Below are 17649 nucleotides of genomic sequence, written 5' to 3' on the forward strand. Positions count from 1 at the left end.
GGCTGGAAGCGAGCCGCCAGATGTCGTGGCTTTGCAGCAAGCAGGCTGGTTTTGTTAACCGAAATCCTGGTCGTCGTGGCGCTGACGATCGTCAATGGACTCCTCGCCATGTCGGAACTCGCCGTGGTTTCGTCACGCACGGCGCGCCTCAAGGTTCTCAGCGATCAGGGCAGCAAGGGCGCCGCAACCGCGATGCGCCTGGCCGAAGATCCCGGTCGCTTCCTCTCCACCGTCCAGATCGGTATCACGCTCGTCGGCGTGCTCTCGGGCGCCTTCTCCGGCGCCACGCTCGGCGCGCGCCTCTCCGAATGGCTGGGCACGCATGGTTTCTCGCCGTCGGTGTCGGATACGCTCGGCGTCGGCCTCGTCGTCGTCGCCATCACCTATCTTTCGCTGATCCTTGGCGAGCTCGTCCCGAAGCAGATCGCTCTGCGAGACCCCGAGCGGGTGGCGGCGCGGGTCGCGCCGGCGATGTGGCTGCTCTCGAAAGTCGGCGCGCCGATCGTGTTCCTGCTCGATGTCTCCGGCAAGGCGGTGCTGCGCCTGCTCGGCCAGAAGGGCGAATCTGAGGAGAGGGTCACTGAGGAAGAGGTTCGCACCATCATCGCGGAGGCCGAGACCGCCGGCGTGCTGGAGCGCGACGAGCGCGAGATGATCGCAGGCGTGATGCGCCTTGCCGACCGCTCGGCCCGGGCGCTGATGACGCCGCGCCGCGAGGTCGAGGTCATCGATCTCGAGGACAGCACCGAGGAAATCCGCGAGCAATTGCGCGCGACGCGCCGCTCGCGCCTGCCCGTGCAGGACGGCGAGGCCGATGCGATCGTGGGCGTGGTCCTGGTCAAGGACCTGATCGAGTTCCTTCAGGCCGGCGACGCGCAGGATCTGCGGGCGCTGGTGCAGGAGGCTCCGATCGTGATGGACACGGCCGACTCGCTGCATGTGCTGCGCGAGATCCGCGCCAGCCGCGTGCATATGGCGCTGGTCTTCGACGAATACGGCCATTTCGAGGGCATCATCACGCCCGGCGACGTGCTGGAGGCGATCATCGGCGCCTTCCAGGAAGAGGAGGAGGACGAGCCAGCGATCGTCACCCGCGCCGACGGCTCCTATCTCGTCGCCGGCTGGATGCAGGTCGACGAGTTCTCGCATGAGCTCGGCATCCCGATCCCGCGCGACGCCGATTTCCAGACGGTCGCCGGCTTCATCCTGGCCGAGTTGAACCATCTGCCGAATGTCGGCGAGAGCTTCGACAAGGGGCATTGGCGCTTCGAGGTCGTCGATCTCGACGGCCGCCGCATCGACAAGATCCTGGTCTCCCGGATCGAGTGAAGCCATGGCCGGCGTTGACGCCGGCCGGGCCTGCATGATGTAGTCGCCATCAAGGGGTTCATCGCGACGACCCCGTGAGGCTTCGGCCCAATGTTCGCGTCCAACTTCCTCGCTTCAGGATGGACGCAAATCATGCCCTCCAACGAACAGATCACGGTCGCCCAGCTCTCTCGGCTGGTCGGCCTGCCCGATGCGCCGGCGATCATCGATGTCCGCATCGATGAGGACGTCGCCGCCGATCCCTTCTTCCTGCCCGGCTCGGTTCGGCGCGATTATCGCACCGTCGCCGACTGGGGCGCCGAGTTCGCCGGACAGCGACGCGTGGTGGTCGTCTGCCATCGCGGTCTCAAGCTCAGCGACGGCGTCGCCGCCTGGCTGCGCCATCTCGGCATACCCGCGGAAGCACTGGAAGGCGGGCACCAGGGCTGGCGTCAGGCCGGGGGGATGGTGTTCTCATCGGAGCATGTGCCGTTTTCGGGAGCGCTCGGCAGTAGTGTCTGGGTGACGCGGGCGCGGCCGAAGATCGATCGCATCGCTTGCCCTTGGCTGATCCGCCGCTTCATCGACCGGCAGGCCGTGTTCCTGTTCGTCGCGGCTTCCGAGGTCGAGGCCGTGGCCGAGCGCTTCAACGCTACGCCCTTCGATATCGAAGGCGTGTTCTGGAGCCATCGCGGGCCGCTTTGCACCTTCGACGCGATGATCGTGGAGTTCGGGCTGGTTTCGCCGGCGCTTGACCGGCTGGCGCGGATCGTGCGGGCGGCGGATACCGCGACGCTGGAGGCGGAGCCGCAAGCCGCCGGTTTGCTCGCGGCGTCGCTTGGGCTGTCGCGCATGTTCAAGCACGATCTCGAACAGCTCGAAGCCGGCATGCTGCTTTACGACGCCTTCTATCGCTGGTGCCGCGATGCGGGCGAGGAGAGCCATAACTGGCCGGTGCCGAAGCCGGCCGGGGAGGCGCGGCGATGAACGTCGTGGAAACGAGCGCGGCCGCAGCAGCGCGCATGCCGACGCTCGGCGAGGCGACGCGCGTCTGGGCGCGTATCGGCTTCCTGTCCTTCGGCGGGCCGGCCGGGCAGATCGCCTTGATGCATAAGGAGCTGGTCGAAGAGCGTCGCTGGATCGGCGAGGAGCGGTTTCTGCACGCGCTCAACTACTGCATGCTCCTGCCCGGGCCGGAGGCGCAGCAGCTCGCCGTCTATATCGGCTGGCTGATGCACCGGACGATCGGCGGCCTGATCGCCGGGCTGCTGTTCATCCTGCCCGGCGCGCTGGTGATGCTGGGCCTCAGCATCCTCTATGTCACCTGGCGCCATGTGCCATTGGTCGACGGCATCTTCTTCGGCGTGAAGGCGGCGGTGCTCGCCATCGTGATCGAGGCGGGGCTCAGGATCAGCCGGCGGGCGCTCAAGAACGGGGCGATGGTCGGCGTCGCTGTTGCTGCCTTTATCGCGATCTTCCTGTTCAAGGCGCCGTTTCCGGCCATCGTCCTGGCTGCGGGGCTCGTCGGCTGGCTCGGCAATCGTATCCGGCCGGACTGGTTCGGCGCGGCCGGCCGGCATGGCGCGGCCGGGCCACCGGTCGTCGGCCTGGTCGATCGTTTGCTGTTGGAAGGGGCGCTTGCGCATGTCCGGCCCTCGGCCGGGAAGGCCGCGCGCGTGCTCGCATTCTGGCTGCCGCTCTGGCTTGCGCCGGTCGCTATGCTCTGGCTTGTCACCGGTCCGGCGAGCGTCTGGACGCAGATAGGCAGCTTCTTCAGCCTGATGGCGATGGTGACCTTCGGCGGGGCCTATGCAGTCCTGGCTTATGTCGCGCAGGCGGCGGTCGACGGCTTCGGCTGGCTGACGGCCGGCGAGATGCTGGATGGGCTGGGGCTGGCCGAGACGACGCCGGGGCCGCTCATCCTCGTGCTCGAATTCGTCGGCTTCCTCGCCGCCTTCCGGGCGCCGGGCAACCTGCCACCGCTCGTGGCGGGCGGGCTCGGGGCGCTTCTGACGGTCTGGGTGACCTTCGCGCCGTGCTTCCTCTGGATCTTCCTCGGGGCGCCCTATGTCGAGGCGCTTAAGGGAAACAAAGGGCTTTCGGCCGCGCTCGGTGCGATCACCGCCGCCGTGGTCGGCGTCATCGCCAACCTCGCGCTCTGGTTCGGGCTGCATGTCCTCTTCCGCGAGGTTTCCAGCCTGTCTGTCCTCGGGATGAATCCGGAGGTGCCGGTCCTGACTTCGCTCGACTGGCGCGCGGCTCTGCTGGCGGCTGGTGCGGCCATCGCGCTGCTGCGCTTCAAGCTCGGCATGGTGCCGGTTCTGGCCGCCTGCGCGGTCGCCGGCGTCCTGCTCAAAGGCGGATTCTGAGCCTTAGCGGCGTGGCTCGTCCGGCTCGATGATGCGGTACTCGGCGTCGATGACCTCGACGCGGTCCGGCTGGCGCGGCTGGTTGGCGAAGGGATTGGCCGGGTCGATGCCCGCCGCCTTCAGCTTGGCCTTGATGCGCCAGACCGCGATCGCGCCGACGACCAGCACGACCGGGATCAGGATGAGCGCGAGGCTCGCGGCCAGCACGAAAAGTGCGACGCCGACAGTGAGGCTCGCCGCCATGGCGAGCCAAGCCTGCCAGCGCGGCATGGCGCGGGTGCGGCCGTTGAGCTGCTCGTAGAGATTGACGCGGATCATCTGGTGTCGGTCCCTTCCTCCGGCACAAAGATAGGGAGCGATTGCGGCTTTGACGAGATCAGGCCGCATCCTGCCAGTCGTAGAGCCAGCCATAGCGGCTGCGCAGGCCATCCGGTCCCAGCCGCTTCAGCGCGAAATCGCGGGCGATGCTGAGCGGCCAGCCCATATGGTAGTTGCGGCCGTTGCCCCGGCTTTCCTCCTGCACGCGGGCGACGCGCTGGGCGCGGGCGGCGGCATAAGCGGCGAAGGCCATGGGCACGCCGGCAGCGCCCTCGCGGCCGAGCGTCTCGGCCAGCAGGCGGGCGAGCACCGCGGCATCCTCGATGGCGAGCGAGGCGCCCTGCGCGAGGAAGGGCAGGATCGGGTGAGCGGCATCGCCGAGCAGAGCGACCCGGCTCTTGGCCATGGCGGCGGGCTTGCGGTCGAACAGCGACCAGACCTGCCAGCTTTCGGCCGCGCCGGTGAGCTCGCGCAGGGCCGGGGAGGCGCCGGCGAGATGCTCGGTGACGACATTGAGGTCGCCGTCGCGCGACCAGCCCTCGCGGGCTTCCTTGGCCTGACGAACGACGACGATGTTGATCTCGCGACCGCCTGCGACGGGGTAATGCACGGCATGGCGGCCGGAGCCCATATGCAGCGTCACGCGCGGCTTGTCGCCGGCGCGGGCCGGCACGATCGCGCGCCAGGCCTCGTAGCCGGTGAAGACGGGCGGGGAGGCGTCGCCGGTGAGATCGCGCACGCGCGACCACAGGCCGTCGGCACCGATCAGGCCGAGGGCGGAGAGCGTCCCGCCGACACCGTCGCGCGCGGTGAGGCCAACCGTTACGCCATCGGCATTCTGGCTGACTTCGTCCACGCTGCGTCCGACCATCAGGCGGATATTCGGCATGGCGCGGGCGGCGTCGAGCAGCACGGTATGCAGGTCGTTGCGCTTCATCATGCGGAACGGCGTCGGCATGCGCTCGGGGCTGGAGGGCATCTCCAGCACCTGCGAGCCATCGGCCCAGCGCCGGATCATCAGCCCGTGCGAGGTCACGCTGATGCGCTTCAGCGGCAAGGCGAGGTCGAGCGCATCGAGCACCCGGCCGGAATTGGAGGTGACCTGCAGGCCGGCCCCGGTCTCGCCGAATCCGGTGCGCTTCTCGACGACGGTCGCGGCGATGCCGCGCCGCGCCAGCGACAGGGCCATGGTCAGGCCGCCGATACCGGCGCCGGCGATGACGAAATGAGGAGCGGACACGTGATCGGACGCCTTCGATGATGGTGCTGGAAGACGAGGCGCGGGTGCCCCTCAGAACCCGCGCGCCGGATGCAGTGGGCGAGCCTCAGGCCGCCTTGGCCGGATCGGTATAGGCGCATTCCGGCGGGATGCAGGCGGCGTCCTTCAGCGACGGCTCGTATGTGAACAGCGTCGAGCAATAGGGGCAGATGATCTCATGGTCCGCGCCCATGTCGAGGAAGACATGCGGATGGTCGAAGGGCGGCTTGGCGCCGATGCACATGAACTCATGCGCGCCGACCTTGATGACGGGGACGCCGAGGTCATTGTGGAAATGCGGGATGCCGGTCGCGGCCATGGTCGTCGCTCTTCGAAGGTCTGGAATGCGGCCGCAACCTATCGCGTGCGCCCGTCGGGCGCCAGTGCGCTCTTTTGCATCAGCGCCCGTCGCGCAGGCAGCCGCGCGCAAGCTCGGTCATCCGGGCGCTTTCCTGCGGCGAGAGCAGGTTGTCGAGTGCCTTCTGCCAGAGCTGCTCGCGCTTGAGACCATCGACGGTGCAGGCGCAGACCATCCGGCACATATCCTGGGGCACGTTGGGGCCGGAGCAGCTGCGCTGGCATTCGTTCCGGAAGGCGCGTTCCTCCGGCGAGGTCGGAGCGATAATCTGGGTCGCCAGCATCAGCGTGCCGATGAAGAGCGGCTGGTGGACGAGGTAGACCAGCAGGCTGTGGCGCCCGCCCCAAGCGACGATTCGGGTCGCCTTGTTGCCGGGCCGCCAGCCGGCGAGCGTTGTACCGGCGAGGCGCGGCAGGATGAGGCGGGCCAGCACGATGCCGCTCAGCACGCAGCCGAACCATGGGAAGAGGGGTACGAAATCGGCCGTGTGGATCGGCGCCTGCGAGAAGCCGAGCCAGGCCGCCCAGGGCTGGTCGAGCAATGGATGGGTGACGAAGGAGGGCAAAGCGAAGGCGAGCACGGTGGCCAAGGCGATGGCGATGACCGGCAGGCGCAGGAAGGGCAGGGCGAGCACGCTCGCGACCGCGACATGGTGCAGGATGCCGAAGAAGATGAAGTCGCCCGGCATGAACCGCCAGGTGCCGAGCGTGACCAGGGCGGCCGCGCCCGCGACCATGGCGAGGCGCTTGAGATAGGCCTTGAGGTCGAGGCCCTTGCGCGTCGCGAGCACGAGGCTGAAGCCGACGATCGTCAGGAAGGTGCCGGCGATCCCGCGCGCGAACAGGCGCCAGCCCGGCTCGGTGACGATATCGGTCTCGATCAGCCGGAACATTGAGAGGTCGTAGGCGAAATGGTAGACGAACATCGCCATGAGCGCGACGCCGCGGGCGATGTCGACGATGGCGAGGCGTGACGATTCGCGAGGGGCGGGCTGGGTCATGCGGCCATCGTTCATCATGGCGGGCGCTCATAAGCAAGCGGCGCCATGGCGGGTACCCAAAGCCGCCCGGTCATGGCAGGGAAGGGCGACCGTTCCGATCTTGCGATCCGAGACCCGCATGCAGAGCTTTTCTTCCGACGGCGTGAAGATCGCCTTCATCGACATGGCGCCGACCGCTGACGAGCCGAAGCACCGCACCGTCGTGCTGGTCCACGGCTTCGCCTCCTCGCACATGATCAACTGGGTCAACACCCAGTGGACGAAGACCCTGACCCATGCCGGCTACCGCGTCGTCGCGCTCGACGATCGCGGCCATGGCCAGAGCGAGAAGCTCTACGATCCCGCCGCCTATTCCTCGCAGGTCATGGCCGAGGATGTGCGCCGATTGATGGACCATCTCGACATCCCGCGGGCGGCGGTGATGGGCTATTCGATGGGCGCGCGCATCTCGGCCCATCTGGCGCTGGCGCATCCGCGTCGGCTGGAGGCCTTGCTGCTCGGCGGGCTCGGCATCCATTTGGTCGAGGGCGTCGGACTGCCGCTCGGCATTGCGGACGCGATGGAAGCGCCCTCGCTCGACGTCCTCACCGATCCGATGCAGCGCATGTTTCGCGCCTTCGCCGAGCAGACCAAGAGCGATCTCAAGGCGCTCGCCGCCTGCATCCGCGGTTCGCGCCAGACGCTGACGGCCGAGCAGGTCGGGCAGATCGCCGTGCCAACCCTGATCAGCGTCGGCACCAAGGATGATGTCTCCGGCTCCGGCCCGGAGCTGGCGAAGCTCATTCCCGGTGCCGAAGCCTTCGACATCGTCGGGCGCGACCACAACCTCGCGGTCGGCGACAAGAGCCACAAGCAGGCCGTCCTCGACTTCCTCGCGCGTTTGTGAGAACCTCGGCGATGACTGGAGGCAATCCGGAAAAGCGGGCGACGCCAATGTGTTGTCGATCTTCCCTGAAAATCTGATTCCGCTGCCTCGCTTTTCGATTCAACTTCGGTTCGGCCTGAGCTTTTGATGCGGACACCTGCCTTGCGCTAGGCTGTCCTTCCGCCGAACCACCCTTTCCGGAGAATGACCATGCCGTCAGGGCGCTCCGTCGTGGAAGCACGCGACTTCGCAACCGGGCTCGACCGGGTCGATCCCGTCTGGACCCGCTTGCGCACTGAAGCGGAAACGGCTGTCGCCGCCGAGCCGGCGCTCGGTACGCTCATCGTCGCTTCCGTCCTCAACCAGCCGAGCTTCGAGGCTGCCGTCGCTCATCGCGTCGCGGCACGGCTCGGGCACCCCGCCGTGACCGCCGACCTGATCGAGCAGGGCTTTGCCGAGGCGATGGCCAGCGACGAGACGATCGGCGCCGGCATGCGCGCCGACGTGATGGCCGTGCTGGACCGCGACCCCGCCTGCTACCGGGTGCTGGAGCCGGTGCTGTTTTTCAAGGGCTTCCACGCCCTGCAATGCCACCGCCTGGCGCATTGGCTGTGGAAGCAGGATCGGCGCGATTTCGCGCTCTACCTGCAGGCGCGCTCGTCGGAGGTCTTCCAGACCGACATCAACCCGGCGGCGCGGATCGGCAAGGGCATCTTCCTCGACCATGCGACGGGGCTCGTCGTCGGCGAAACCGCCGTCATCGAGGACGACGTCTCGATGCTGCACAGCGTCACGCTGGGCGGCACCGGCAAGCAGGGTGGCGACCGCCATCCGAAGATCCGCAAGGGCGTGCTGATCGGCGCCGGCGCCAAGATCCTCGGCAATATCGAGGTCGGCCAGTGCAGCCGCATCGCGGCCGGCTCGGTCGTGCTCCAGCCCGTGCCGCGCAACAAGACCGTGGCGGGCGTGCCGGCGAAGGTGGTCGGGGAGGCGGGCTGTGCCGAGCCCTCGCGCTCGATGGACCAGACGCTCGCCGGCGATTGTGGCGCCTATATCTGACGCGCTCAGCCGGCCGAGCCGGCGAGCCAGTCCATGATCTCGGCCCGGCGCGGATGCGCGCCGGTTGCCGTCGCTGTCGCGAGCGTCAGGCGGTCCGGCGTCGGCATCGCCTGCGGGAAGGGCGCGATGAGCCTGCCCGTCGCGAGATGAGGGCCGACGAGGCTCATGCGCCCCATCAGCACGCCGGAACCCGACAGGCAGGCATCCAGCGCCAGGCTGTAAAGCGAGAAGGCCGGGCCCCGGCCTGGATCGACCTTGGTGCCGGGCGCGGCGAAGGCAAGCCAGCGCGCCCAGTCGCTGCGCCAGACCGCATCGTGTAGTAGCGTTTGCGCGGACAGATCGGCCGCTGTCGCGAGCCTTGCGGCGAGAGCGGGCGCGCAGACCGGCAGGATCGCGTCGGCTTCGAGTTGCGGTCCGCTGCTGGCCGGCGGGCTTTCGCGATAGAACAGCGAGAGATCATAGGGATCGCGCTGCGGATCCGGCGGCTCTTCCATCGCCGAGATCGAGACCTGCAAGTCCGGAAACGCCGCCTGCAACGCCGGCAGACGCGGCGAGAGCCAGAGCTGGGCGATGCAGGGCAGGGCGGCGATGGCGAGCGGTCGGTTTGGCTGCGCCTCGCGCAGGGCCTGCACTGCCTGTCCGAGCATGTCGAAGCCGCGCGTCAGGCGCGGCAGGGCTTCGCGCGCCGCATCGGTCAGGGCGACGCCTTGCGGCAGGCGACGGAAGACCGCGAAACCCAAGGTCGCTTCGAGCTGCCGGATCTGCTGGGTGACGGCGCCGGCCGTGACGCCGATCTCGTCGGCTGCCTTGCTGAAGCTCTCCAATCGCGCCGCGGCCTCGAAGGCGCGCAAGGCGTTGAGCGAAGGCAGGCGCGGACGCGGCGGCTTGACCGGCAAGGCGAGACTCCAGATCGAGGCTGAGAATTCCTCAGTCTGCGAGCGATGAATACTCGTTTGCGCGCGGGCCGGCAAACCGCTGTTATGACGCCAACGAGGGATTTGGCGGTTCGGGAGACGAGCGAGATGACGGCACTGGGCAGGCGCGACTGGGTTCCCCAAGCGAGCGAGGATTATGTGCTCAAGGTCGCGGGCGAGACGGCGAGCCAGCCGCTCGATGCGATCGCAGCGCGGATCGATGCGCTCGCGACCGAGAACCGGGCGATCCATGAGCGCGACTGCGTCAATCTCAACCCGGCCACCAATGTCATGAACCCGAAGGCCGAGGCGCTGCTCTCGGCGGGGATCGGGGCGCGACCCTCGCTCGGCTATCCCGGCGACAAATACGAGATGGGGTTGGAGGCGATCGAGCAGATCGAGATCATCGCTGCCGAGCTCGCGGCCGAGGTGTTCGGCGCGACATATGCCGAAATCCGGGTGCCCTCGGGCGCTATCGCCAATCTCTACGCCTTCATGATCGCGGCCAAGGCCGGCGACTGCATCATCGCGCCGCCCGGCGAAATCGGCGGCCACGTCACCCATCACGGTGCGGGCGCGGCCGGACTCTACGGCATCGTCACCCATCCCGCGCCGATCGATCCGGTGCGCTATACCGTCGATGTCGAGAAATTGCGGGCGGACGCGCTGCGCCTGAAGCCGAAGCTGATCTCGATCGGCGGCAGCCTCAATCTCTTTCCGCATCCGATCCGCGAGATCCGGGCCATCGCCGACGAGATCGGCGCGCTCGTGCTGTTCGATGCGGCGCATATGTCCGGCATGATCGCCGGCCATGGCTGGCAGCAACCTTTGGAAGAGGGTGCTCATCTGATGACGATGAGCACCTACAAGAGCCTGGGCGGGCCGCCATCGGGACTGATCGTGACCAACGACGCCGAGATCGCCAGGAAGCTCGACGCCATCGCCTATCCCGGTCTCACCGCCAATTTCGACGCGGCGAAATCGGCCTCGCTCGCCGTCTCGCTGCTCGACTGGAAGGCGCATGGTCGCGCCTATGCGCAGGAGATGGCGAAGACCGCGAAGGCGCTGGCCGAAGCCCTCAGCGAGCGGCAGGTGCCGGTCTTCGCCCGCGACCGGGGCATGACGACCTCGCATCAGTTCGCGATCGAGGCCGCGGCCTATGGCGGCGGGCAGGCGGCGGCGAAGACGCTGCGCGCGGTCAACATCCTGTCCTGCGGCATCGGGCTGCCGCTGCCGGCTGTCGAGGGCGATGTGAACGGCCTTAGGTTGGGCACGCCGGAGATCGTCCGCTTCGGCATGACGGTGGCGGATATGCCGGAACTAGCCGGCCATATCGCAGAGGGGCTCAGCGGTTCCCGTCCGGCCGAGGCGGTTGCGAAGGACGTGACGGCCTTCCGCGGGCGGTTCCGAGACCTGCATTTCATGCGTTAGGAATCGTTCCCCGGCGCGAAGAAGCAGAGCAATTCGCCGGAATCGTCTATGCAGAGATGCCAGCGACCATCCGGTGATTGCTTGGCCTTGTCCTGTGGAATCTCGAGCGTCAGCGGCTTCTTGCGTTCGCTCGACCACATCGGGTGCTTGCCGGGGGCGATCGTGACGACGAAGCCGCCGGTGACTTCCCGGACGGCTTCCGCTTCGATCTGGGCGCAGTCGGAATCGAGGCAGCAATAGAACGGATAGTCCCAGCCGCTCGGCGCCTGATGGGCGCGCGCGACCGTCGCTCCCGCGATCAGGACAGCGGCGATCATCGAGGCAAGAACACGCATCGGCCAGCCCTCGAGACGAAGGCTGCGACCGGAAGGCGGCGAATGCGTGGCGGAGTATCCGCTCCGTCATGCTCGGGCTCGACCCGAGCATCTCTTGCCCAGGGAGGCTCCCGAGCCTCTTCCGTCACGAGATTCTCTGGTCTCCGTTTCGCTCCGTCCGGGATGACCCGTGTTTCCTGGAAAAGCCGACCCGCCTTCAGCTCGTTGCCTCGCCGTAGCGTTCTTCCATCTCGGCGCGCATCGCGTCGGCGTCGAGCAGGCGCGAGCCGGCCAACCTGACCGAGCGGACCTTGCCGCCCTCGCGCTCCAGCGCGACGGTCTCGCCCGGACTGTGGAAGCCCGACGCGCGAACGATGCGGCCGCTGTCGGGCGCTTCGATCGCGATCTCGGCGGCGTCGAGGAACGGCGTCAGCAGGGCCGGGGCGGCGCAGAGCACGCGGTCGGCGACGGGCACGAGATCGGTCGCGCTCCAGAGCGTCCACCAGCGTCCGGTCCAATCCCGCGTCTGCGCAGACGGGCCGCCCCGCTCGGCGAAGACCTTCAGGATATGTGCGACGCCGTCGAGCCAGGGATGGGCGAGGCCGTCGATGGCGTTGGTCAGGACGGAGACCGTCAGGCCCTGCTTCGGGATGATCGCGGTGCGGGTGATGAAGCCCTGGAAGCCGCCGGAATGGCCGACCCAGCGCCAGTCGCCCTCGCCACCGGAAATCGTGCCGAGCCCGTAATGGCGGCCGAGGCTGGATTCGTCGTCGGGCCAGAGCCGGCGGACCATCTCGCGGCGGCTCTTCGCGGAGAGGATGCTGCGCTCGGCATGGGGCGAGAGCTGCGCGAAATAGCGCGCGACATCCGCAGCGGTGCCGACGAAGCCGGTGGCGGACGCCATGGCATGGCAGTGATTGTCAGCCGGGATGACCATGCGCCGGCCGAGCAATTGCCTGCCGGTATGGCCTTTCGCCATCGGCCGAGGGCCCCAGAGCCCGATATCGGGCTTGGTCTCGGCGAGGCCGGCCCTGGCGACGACCTCGTCGGTGATCCATTCATTGTAGCTCTGGCCGGTCACGGCCTCGATGATGAGGCCGAGCAGGGCGAAGCCGTGGTTCGAGTATTTGAAGCGCTGCGAGCTGGGCAGGACCGGCGGCTTGGCGAGATCGGCGAGCAGTTCCGCCTTGCTGCAGAAGGGCTTGCGGTCGAGAAACTGGCCGGCATCGGGGCCGTCGCGGGTCAGGCCGGCGCTGTTGGAGAGGACCTGGCCGACGGTGACCCTGGCGACCTCCGGGTGCAGGCCGTCGATCAGGCTGCCGACCTCGTCGTCGAGCCGCAGGCGGCCTTCGTCGACGAGGCGCAGGATGCCGGCCGAGGTGAAGCTCTTGGAATGCGAGGCGATGCGGAAGCCGTGGCGCGGCGTCAGCGCCTCGCCGGTCGCGAGATTGGCGCTGCCGAAGGCCGCTTCCAGCACGATCTCCTCGCCATCGGCGATCGCGATGGCGCAGCCCGGCTGCTCATGGTGGCTGCGCTGGAAATCGAGCCAGGACGCGACATAATCGAGGGCGGGAGCAAGCCACGGCTTCATGGTCTCAAGGTCCGTCAAGGTTCCGGAGGTTCGCGAACATGGCACGATTCCGCAGGGCATCCACAACCACCGGATGGATGGGGCCTGCCATGCCGGCAGCGGCTGCTTTCGCTTGCCCTTCGTGGCCTGCCGTGGCATCGCTCCCGGCCAATTCGAAAGGACCCAGGACCGTGGACAAGACAGAACTCGCCAAGCTCGAAACCTATCTGCGCCGCACCTTCAACAACCATGCGATCAGCGTGCGCGCCCGGATGAAGAAGACCGACTCGGCCGAGGTCTATCTGGGCGAGGAGTTCATCGGCATCATCCATGTCGACGACGAGGACGGTGACCGCTCGTTCAACTTCACCATGGCGATCCTCGACGTCGATCTCGAGGACTGAGGCGCCAAAGCCGTCATGCTCGGGCTCGACCCGAGCATCTCGTGAAGGTGAGGCTCCTGCGCTTGCTTATGCCGGAGATTCTCGGGTCAGGCCCGAGAATGACGCTTGATCCTACCGGATCAGCCCATCGAGCGTCCGCCTGACGCCTCCCAGCATCAGCGCCCAATCGGCGATGATGGTGCGGGGGAAGCGGATGTTCACATCCATGCCGCGATGCTGGAAGGTGATGCGGCAGGGCTCCTCAAGGCCCGTGCCGGTGTCGATCGGGCAGCGCGCGGCGAAGCCCTTGCCGTCGGGGACGGAGACGTAGAACTCGTCGTTCTCGAAGGGCGAGCCCTTGCGGAAGCCGCGCACCACGAGGCCGCCGGGATTCGACCAGACGGTCGGGGTCAGGAAGCGGGCATAGGTCGCGAGCTGCCGGGCCGGTTCGTTGACCCGGTCAGGCGGGCTCAGCGTGATCAAGAGCCGCCGGCGATTGTCCGTTTGGGCCGGGCCGAGGCTCGGCCAATCCAGGCGCAGGCGCACCATGCCCACCAGCCGGCTCGTCTCGCCATCATCCTCGATGCCGGTGAGATCCTTCGGGATCATCAGCGCGACATCGCCGACGCGCGCCGGTTGAGGCGCCGTCACTGGCTCGTCGCGGCGATGAGTGAGGTAGACGGCGAGCGCCGTCGCCAGTGCGCCAGCCGTCAGGATCAGCAGCATCGCCTTCAGCAGCGCCCAATCTGCCCGGGGCAGCGGGGCGGCCTTCTGCTGCAGGCGCATGCGCACCATCGAGGTCAGATGGGCGGCCTGGTGGCCGGGCCGATGATAGGGCAGCGATGCGGTCATTCCGGTGCCTTGTACTCAAGTGGCAACCACTGAATCATCGCCGGCTTAATGCCGCGTAAACCATAACCGGGCCGGTACGGTTAACCATCGGTAAACTCTGTCCTTCACAGGCCGGGGACGATGCGGCAGGTTCGGGCGTCGCTCTGGTCGAGAGTTTGCGTCCGTGACCCTCCAGCCTTCTGCCGTCGAGGCGCTGCAATCCCTGTTCCTCGGCTTTGCCTTTGCCGGGCTTCTGGCGAGCGCGTTCGAGCTGTTCACGGAGCGGCGTGCCGATTTCAAGCTGCTCCAGGCCGGCGGACTTGCCGCCATCGCCAGCGTCCCGGTGGTGGTGTTCAGCGCGCCCTTCCTGATCCTGCGCAACATGATGCAGGGCCGGCAGGGCGACGGGCGGCCGTTCTCCTTTCTCATGCTCGCCGGTTTGACGGCCGGCATCTGGAGTCTGGTCTCGGGCCGCGTCGTGCTCGACCTGCTGCATCTCCTCGGCGCTTGACGGCAGGCGCTGCCCGCCTGCAATCCTGAGGGCTCGAACCGTCAGGACAAGCCGATGCCACTCTATGCGCTCGATGGAACAAGGCCCGAAACCGCGAAGGCCGGAGAGTGGTGGCTGGCGCCCGACGCGCATGTCATCGGCCGGGTTAGGCTGGCGGCCGGAGTGGGAATCTGGTTCGGCGCGGTGCTGCGCGGCGACAACGAGTGGATCACCATCGGCGAGGGCAGCAATCTTCAGGAAGGCTGCGTCCTGCACACCGACATGGGCTACCCGCTGACGGTCGGCGCCAATTGCACGATCGGCCATCGCGCCATCCTTCATGGCTGCACGATTGGCGAGAACAGCCTCGTCGGGATGGGCGCCACGGTGCTCAACGGCGCGAAGATCGGCCGCAACAGCCTCGTCGGCGCCAATGCGCTGGTGACGGAAGGCAAGGAATTCCCCGACAACTCACTGATCGTCGGCTCGCCTGCCCGTGCGATCCGGACCCTCGACGACAAGGCGGCAGCGGGGATCACCGCTTCGGCGAAGGCCTATGTCCAGCGCTGGAGGCAGTTCGCGGCCGGGCTCGAACGGCTCGACTGACGCTCTGCAACAATTCCGCAATTCTTCGAAACGCGGAATTGTTGCAAGTCTTTCATCTACAGCATTTTCTTCACGCGAACCGGTGCCCACTTCGCTCGAAAATGCTCCAAAAGAAGCGGGCCGGCTTCCCGCTGGGGAAAGCCGGCCCTTGGCGAAACCCGATCCTTGGGGACGGGTGGGTGGGGACGTGACCGAGCCTCGCCGTCCTTATGCCCGCAGCCGGCTTGTGGCTGCGGCGGTCTTCATCAACGCTGCACCGAAGCGACGGTCGGGGTCTGCGCGCCGCCGAGCGAGGTCCAGCCCGTGCGATACTGGGACTCGCGCTTGACGTAGACGTAGCCGGTCTGGCTCCAGGGCAGGATCGCGTTGCGCTTGTTATCGAGGACGAAGTCGCCGCGATCGGTGCGGATCATCAGCACGGCATGGCCGGCATTCTCCTCGTCGATCACGACGGTGACGAGCATGGCGCGGCGCGGCAGGCCGGCTTCGGCCAGACGCTTGCGCTTCAGCAGCACATAGTCCTCGCAGTCACCCTTGCCGTCCGTCGGGATGTCCCAGCGGTCGACGACGCCCCAGTGGTCCTGGTCGGTGATCGCCTCGATCTCGCGGTTGGTGTTGTTGTTGACGCCGACGATCGTCTTCCAGGTCTTGGCGTTCAGCTCGATCCGTTCTGCCTCGCGGGTATCGACGCGGCATTCGGCTGGCGTGCGCTTGCAGAAATCGACCCAGGCATAGGGTGCGCGGGCGTCGCCGGAGGCCTCGGCCGGGAGGCTCGCGACGGGAATGCCAGCGGAGCCCTGAGCCTGAGCCGTGCCTGCGCCGGTCATCATGACCATGGCGGCGAGAGCGGTGCCAATCAGATTGCGATGGAGTGAGAGCATGTCGTCCCCTTTCTGTCCCGGGGAGACGATGCGCGGCGGCGGATGGATTCGAGCTGAAATGGAAACGTACAAATTTATGTATTCGAGCTGCGTGGCAGCCAAGTAAAAATCAGGATCAACCTTGTTCAAAGCCGGAAGTAACGTTTTGCATCGATCGTAAAACCGATTGTTAACTATTAATTGTTGGTTATGCTGAAAGGAGTGATTAACCTACGCAGCCGTTAACGCGGGAGCCGTGTCTGTCAGCTGGCATCGGGAGCCTGTTCTCCGGCCGTTTGACGGGGGCATTGCAGCTCGAACGACCGCTCGTGGGTGGAACGCCCGGCCTCGATCAGGAATTGTTCGTGATCAGTGCGTGTCGGAAAGGCCTGCTGCGATGAGCGAGCTGACGATCTGGAGCTATGACTGGGTCCCGGAAGGGCCGCGCGGCTTCGTGCGCGACCTCAGGCTCCGATGGGCCTGCGAGGAGGCGGGCCTCGCCTATGACGTCCGCACCGTTCCCTTCGACGGGCGCGAGACCAACCATCTCGCGCGCCAGCCCTTCGGCCAGATACCGTTCCTGGACGATGGCGCGGTGAAGCTGTTCGAGAGTGGAGCAGGGCTGCTGCATCTGGCGCGGAAGAGCGAGAAGCTGATGCCGATCGATCCGGTGGGAGAGGCTGAAACGCTGCAATGGACGCTGGCTGCGCTCAACTCGATCGAGATGGTGTCCGTGCCCTGGTGGTTCCTGACCGTGACGGGCGCTGCGGATAATAAGCTCACGGACTGGATGCGCCTGCGCCTCGGCCAGCTCGAACAGGTCCTGAGCGAACGGGAATGGCTCGCGGCCGGCCGCTTCACCGTCGCGGATCTGCTGATGGCGGATGTGCTGCGGGTCGAGAAGGTCCGTGCGTTCGGCGACCGGCCGGCGAGCGAGGCTTATGTCGCCCGCGTCACCGGTCGCCCAGCCTTCAGGAAGGCGCAGGCCGAGCAGATCGCGCTCTTCGAGGCGGCTGACGCCAAGCGGCGCTCCGCGAACTGACGTTATGAAGGAAGCTGAAAGCCCGCGAGGCGGGCTTCAGAGCTCCAGGTTCTCGTCGAGCAGGTCGGCCGAGAGCGGGAAGCGGAATTCGGCGGCATAGCCACCGTCGAAGCGACGCACGACACGGGCCGGCGTGGTGCCGAGCCGAACCGGGGTGTTGAGCGGCAGGTCGAGATCGCTGGAGAAAGCGGCGCCGGAGAGCGAGATGTCGATGACGCGCACGATATGTTCGGCGCCATCCTCCATCACCAGCGTCGAGCGCGGATTGCGCGGCACGATACGCTCGTGGCGGCGATCCTCGGGCAGGCCGAGCTCCTCGCGATTGGCGAGCCAAGTCAATTGAGCCGTGAATTTCTCACGCTTGCGGCTGGTCGCGGTGATGGTCATCGCGAAGCCTTCGGCCGTGGTGCGGACGCAGTTGCCCTCGATCCGGCCGAGATGCTCGAGATAGACGATGACGCGCTCGCCGGGCCTCGCCTTGGCGGGCGCCGCCAAATGGACGCCGCCGGGCGAGATGTCGATCGTCTGGCATGGGTATTCCATGCGGTTCGGCAGCATGTAGCGGCCCAGCAGCACGACCTTCATACGGAAATGCCGCCTGCGCTCGGCAGGGAAGGCAGCCGCACGGGGCGTTTTGAGCGCGCTCAACATCAATAACCGACCTAGATTCCTC

The 17649-nt window shown here is 67.1% G+C and carries 20 protein-coding genes; 10 read left to right on the forward strand and 10 right to left on the reverse strand.

Annotated features, from left to right (window positions below; all coding sequences use genetic code 11):
- The first annotated feature begins 66 nt into the window (after nucleotides 1-66).
- From AC3WMA_RS21540 to chrA, 3 genes are all read left to right on the forward strand, one after another.
- A complete protein-coding gene (locus AC3WMA_RS21540; protein ID WP_492287448.1) occupies nucleotides 67-1329 on the forward strand; it encodes a hemolysin family protein in 1263 nt (420 codons plus the stop codon).
- 132 nt (nucleotides 1330-1461) lie between these two features.
- Nucleotides 1462-2295: a chromate resistance protein ChrB domain-containing protein gene (locus AC3WMA_RS21545; RefSeq protein ID WP_492287376.1), complete on the forward strand. Its 834-nt coding sequence runs from the start codon at nucleotides 1462-1464 to the stop codon at nucleotides 2293-2295.
- A complete protein-coding gene (chrA, locus tag AC3WMA_RS21550) occupies nucleotides 2292-3677 on the forward strand; it encodes a chromate efflux transporter (protein WP_492287377.1) in 1386 nt (461 codons plus the stop codon). Before AC3WMA_RS21545 ends, chrA begins: the two co-directional genes overlap by 4 nt.
- Nucleotides 3678-3680: 3 nt before the next feature.
- Here chrA and AC3WMA_RS21555 read toward each other — a convergent pair whose 3' ends face one another.
- The 4 genes from AC3WMA_RS21555 to AC3WMA_RS21570 all read right to left on the reverse strand — a co-directional run bounded on the left by AC3WMA_RS21555 (nucleotide 3681) and on the right by AC3WMA_RS21570 (nucleotide 6611).
- Nucleotides 3681-3995 carry a hypothetical protein gene (locus AC3WMA_RS21555; RefSeq protein WP_492287378.1) on the reverse strand — a complete coding sequence of 105 codons (315 nt, stop codon included), beginning with the start codon at nucleotides 3993-3995 and terminating at the stop codon, nucleotides 3681-3683.
- Nucleotides 3996-4053: 58 nt separating this feature from the next.
- Nucleotides 4054-5235: an FAD-dependent monooxygenase gene (locus AC3WMA_RS21560; protein ID WP_492287379.1), complete on the reverse strand. Its 1182-nt coding sequence runs from the start codon at nucleotides 5233-5235 to the stop codon at nucleotides 4054-4056.
- Nucleotides 5236-5320: 85 nt separating this feature from the next.
- Nucleotides 5321-5572 (reverse strand): zinc-finger domain-containing protein, encoded by a 252-nt coding sequence (locus AC3WMA_RS21565; protein ID WP_492287380.1) that lies wholly within the window; start codon nucleotides 5570-5572, stop codon nucleotides 5321-5323.
- Nucleotides 5573-5651: 79 nt separating this feature from the next.
- Nucleotides 5652-6611, reverse strand: coding sequence for an acetyltransferase domain-containing protein (locus AC3WMA_RS21570; RefSeq protein WP_492287381.1), 960 nt, complete (start codon nucleotides 6609-6611; stop codon nucleotides 5652-5654).
- Nucleotides 6612-6729: 118 nt separating this feature from the next.
- Here AC3WMA_RS21570 and AC3WMA_RS21575 point away from each other — a divergent pair, with 118 nt between their 5' ends.
- Together AC3WMA_RS21575 and cysE are read left to right on the forward strand one after the other, a co-directional pair.
- On the forward strand, nucleotides 6730-7497 hold the full coding sequence (locus tag AC3WMA_RS21575; protein WP_492287382.1) for an alpha/beta fold hydrolase: 768 nt from the start codon (nucleotides 6730-6732) through the stop codon (nucleotides 7495-7497).
- Between the two features lie 189 nt (nucleotides 7498-7686).
- On the forward strand, nucleotides 7687-8535 hold the full coding sequence (gene cysE, locus AC3WMA_RS21580) for a serine O-acetyltransferase (protein ID WP_492287383.1): 849 nt from the start codon (nucleotides 7687-7689) through the stop codon (nucleotides 8533-8535).
- 5 nt (nucleotides 8536-8540) lie between these two features.
- Here the strand turns inward: cysE and AC3WMA_RS21585 are convergent, their stop codons facing one another.
- Complete coding sequence (locus tag AC3WMA_RS21585) at nucleotides 8541-9431, reverse strand: LysR family transcriptional regulator (protein WP_492287384.1); 891 nt, start codon at nucleotides 9429-9431, stop codon at nucleotides 8541-8543.
- Nucleotides 9432-9557: 126 nt separating this feature from the next.
- On the opposite strand from AC3WMA_RS21585, the gene glyA reads away from it, so the two are divergent.
- Nucleotides 9558-10880, forward strand: coding sequence for a serine hydroxymethyltransferase (gene glyA, locus AC3WMA_RS21590; protein WP_492287385.1), 1323 nt, complete (start codon nucleotides 9558-9560; stop codon nucleotides 10878-10880).
- Here glyA and AC3WMA_RS21595 read toward each other — a convergent pair.
- Nucleotides 10877-11215 carry a hypothetical protein gene (locus tag AC3WMA_RS21595; RefSeq protein WP_492287386.1) on the reverse strand — a complete coding sequence of 113 codons (339 nt, stop codon included), beginning with the start codon at nucleotides 11213-11215 and terminating at the stop codon, nucleotides 10877-10879. The two genes, glyA and AC3WMA_RS21595, sit on opposite strands and share 4 nt — an antisense overlap.
- Before the next feature lie 196 nt (nucleotides 11216-11411).
- A complete protein-coding gene (locus AC3WMA_RS21600; RefSeq protein WP_492287387.1) occupies nucleotides 11412-12785 on the reverse strand; it encodes a serine hydrolase domain-containing protein in 1374 nt (457 codons plus the stop codon).
- Nucleotides 12786-12955: 170 nt separating this feature from the next.
- Here AC3WMA_RS21600 and AC3WMA_RS21605 point away from each other — a divergent pair, with 170 nt between their 5' ends.
- The gene (locus AC3WMA_RS21605; protein ID WP_199092659.1) at nucleotides 12956-13168 is read left to right on the forward strand and encodes a DUF3126 family protein; all 213 of its coding nucleotides are present in this window, start codon (nucleotides 12956-12958) and stop codon (nucleotides 13166-13168) included.
- Between the two features lie 111 nt (nucleotides 13169-13279).
- Here the strand turns inward: AC3WMA_RS21605 and AC3WMA_RS21610 are convergent, their stop codons facing one another.
- The gene (locus AC3WMA_RS21610; protein WP_492287388.1) at nucleotides 13280-13999 is read right to left on the reverse strand and encodes a hypothetical protein; all 720 of its coding nucleotides are present in this window, start codon (nucleotides 13997-13999) and stop codon (nucleotides 13280-13282) included.
- A 163-nt stretch (nucleotides 14000-14162) separates the two neighbouring features.
- On the opposite strand from AC3WMA_RS21610, the gene AC3WMA_RS21615 reads away from it, so the two are divergent.
- Together AC3WMA_RS21615 and AC3WMA_RS21620 are read left to right on the forward strand one after the other, a co-directional pair.
- Nucleotides 14163-14489 carry a DUF6949 family protein gene (locus tag AC3WMA_RS21615; protein ID WP_492287389.1) on the forward strand — a complete coding sequence of 109 codons (327 nt, stop codon included), beginning with the start codon at nucleotides 14163-14165 and terminating at the stop codon, nucleotides 14487-14489.
- Nucleotides 14490-14543: 54 nt separating this feature from the next.
- Nucleotides 14544-15074, forward strand: coding sequence for a gamma carbonic anhydrase family protein (locus AC3WMA_RS21620; protein ID WP_257732162.1), 531 nt, complete (start codon nucleotides 14544-14546; stop codon nucleotides 15072-15074).
- A gap of 245 nt (nucleotides 15075-15319) precedes the next feature.
- Here the strand turns inward: AC3WMA_RS21620 and AC3WMA_RS21625 are convergent, their stop codons facing one another.
- Nucleotides 15320-15955, reverse strand: a complete 636-nt coding sequence (locus AC3WMA_RS21625; RefSeq protein ID WP_492287390.1) for a transglutaminase-like cysteine peptidase — start codon at nucleotides 15953-15955, stop codon at nucleotides 15320-15322.
- A 376-nt stretch (nucleotides 15956-16331) separates the two neighbouring features.
- On the opposite strand from AC3WMA_RS21625, the gene AC3WMA_RS21630 reads away from it, so the two are divergent.
- Nucleotides 16332-16976 carry a glutathione S-transferase family protein gene (locus AC3WMA_RS21630; RefSeq protein WP_492287391.1) on the forward strand — a complete coding sequence of 215 codons (645 nt, stop codon included), beginning with the start codon at nucleotides 16332-16334 and terminating at the stop codon, nucleotides 16974-16976.
- Between the two features lie 36 nt (nucleotides 16977-17012).
- On the opposite strand, the gene AC3WMA_RS21635 is transcribed toward AC3WMA_RS21630, so the two are convergent.
- Nucleotides 17013-17627: a PilZ domain-containing protein gene (locus tag AC3WMA_RS21635; RefSeq protein ID WP_257732159.1), complete on the reverse strand. Its 615-nt coding sequence runs from the start codon at nucleotides 17625-17627 to the stop codon at nucleotides 17013-17015.
- Nucleotides 17628-17649 lie beyond the last annotated feature (22 nt).

The organism is Allobosea sp. FW305-C-101, assembly GCF_058783685.1.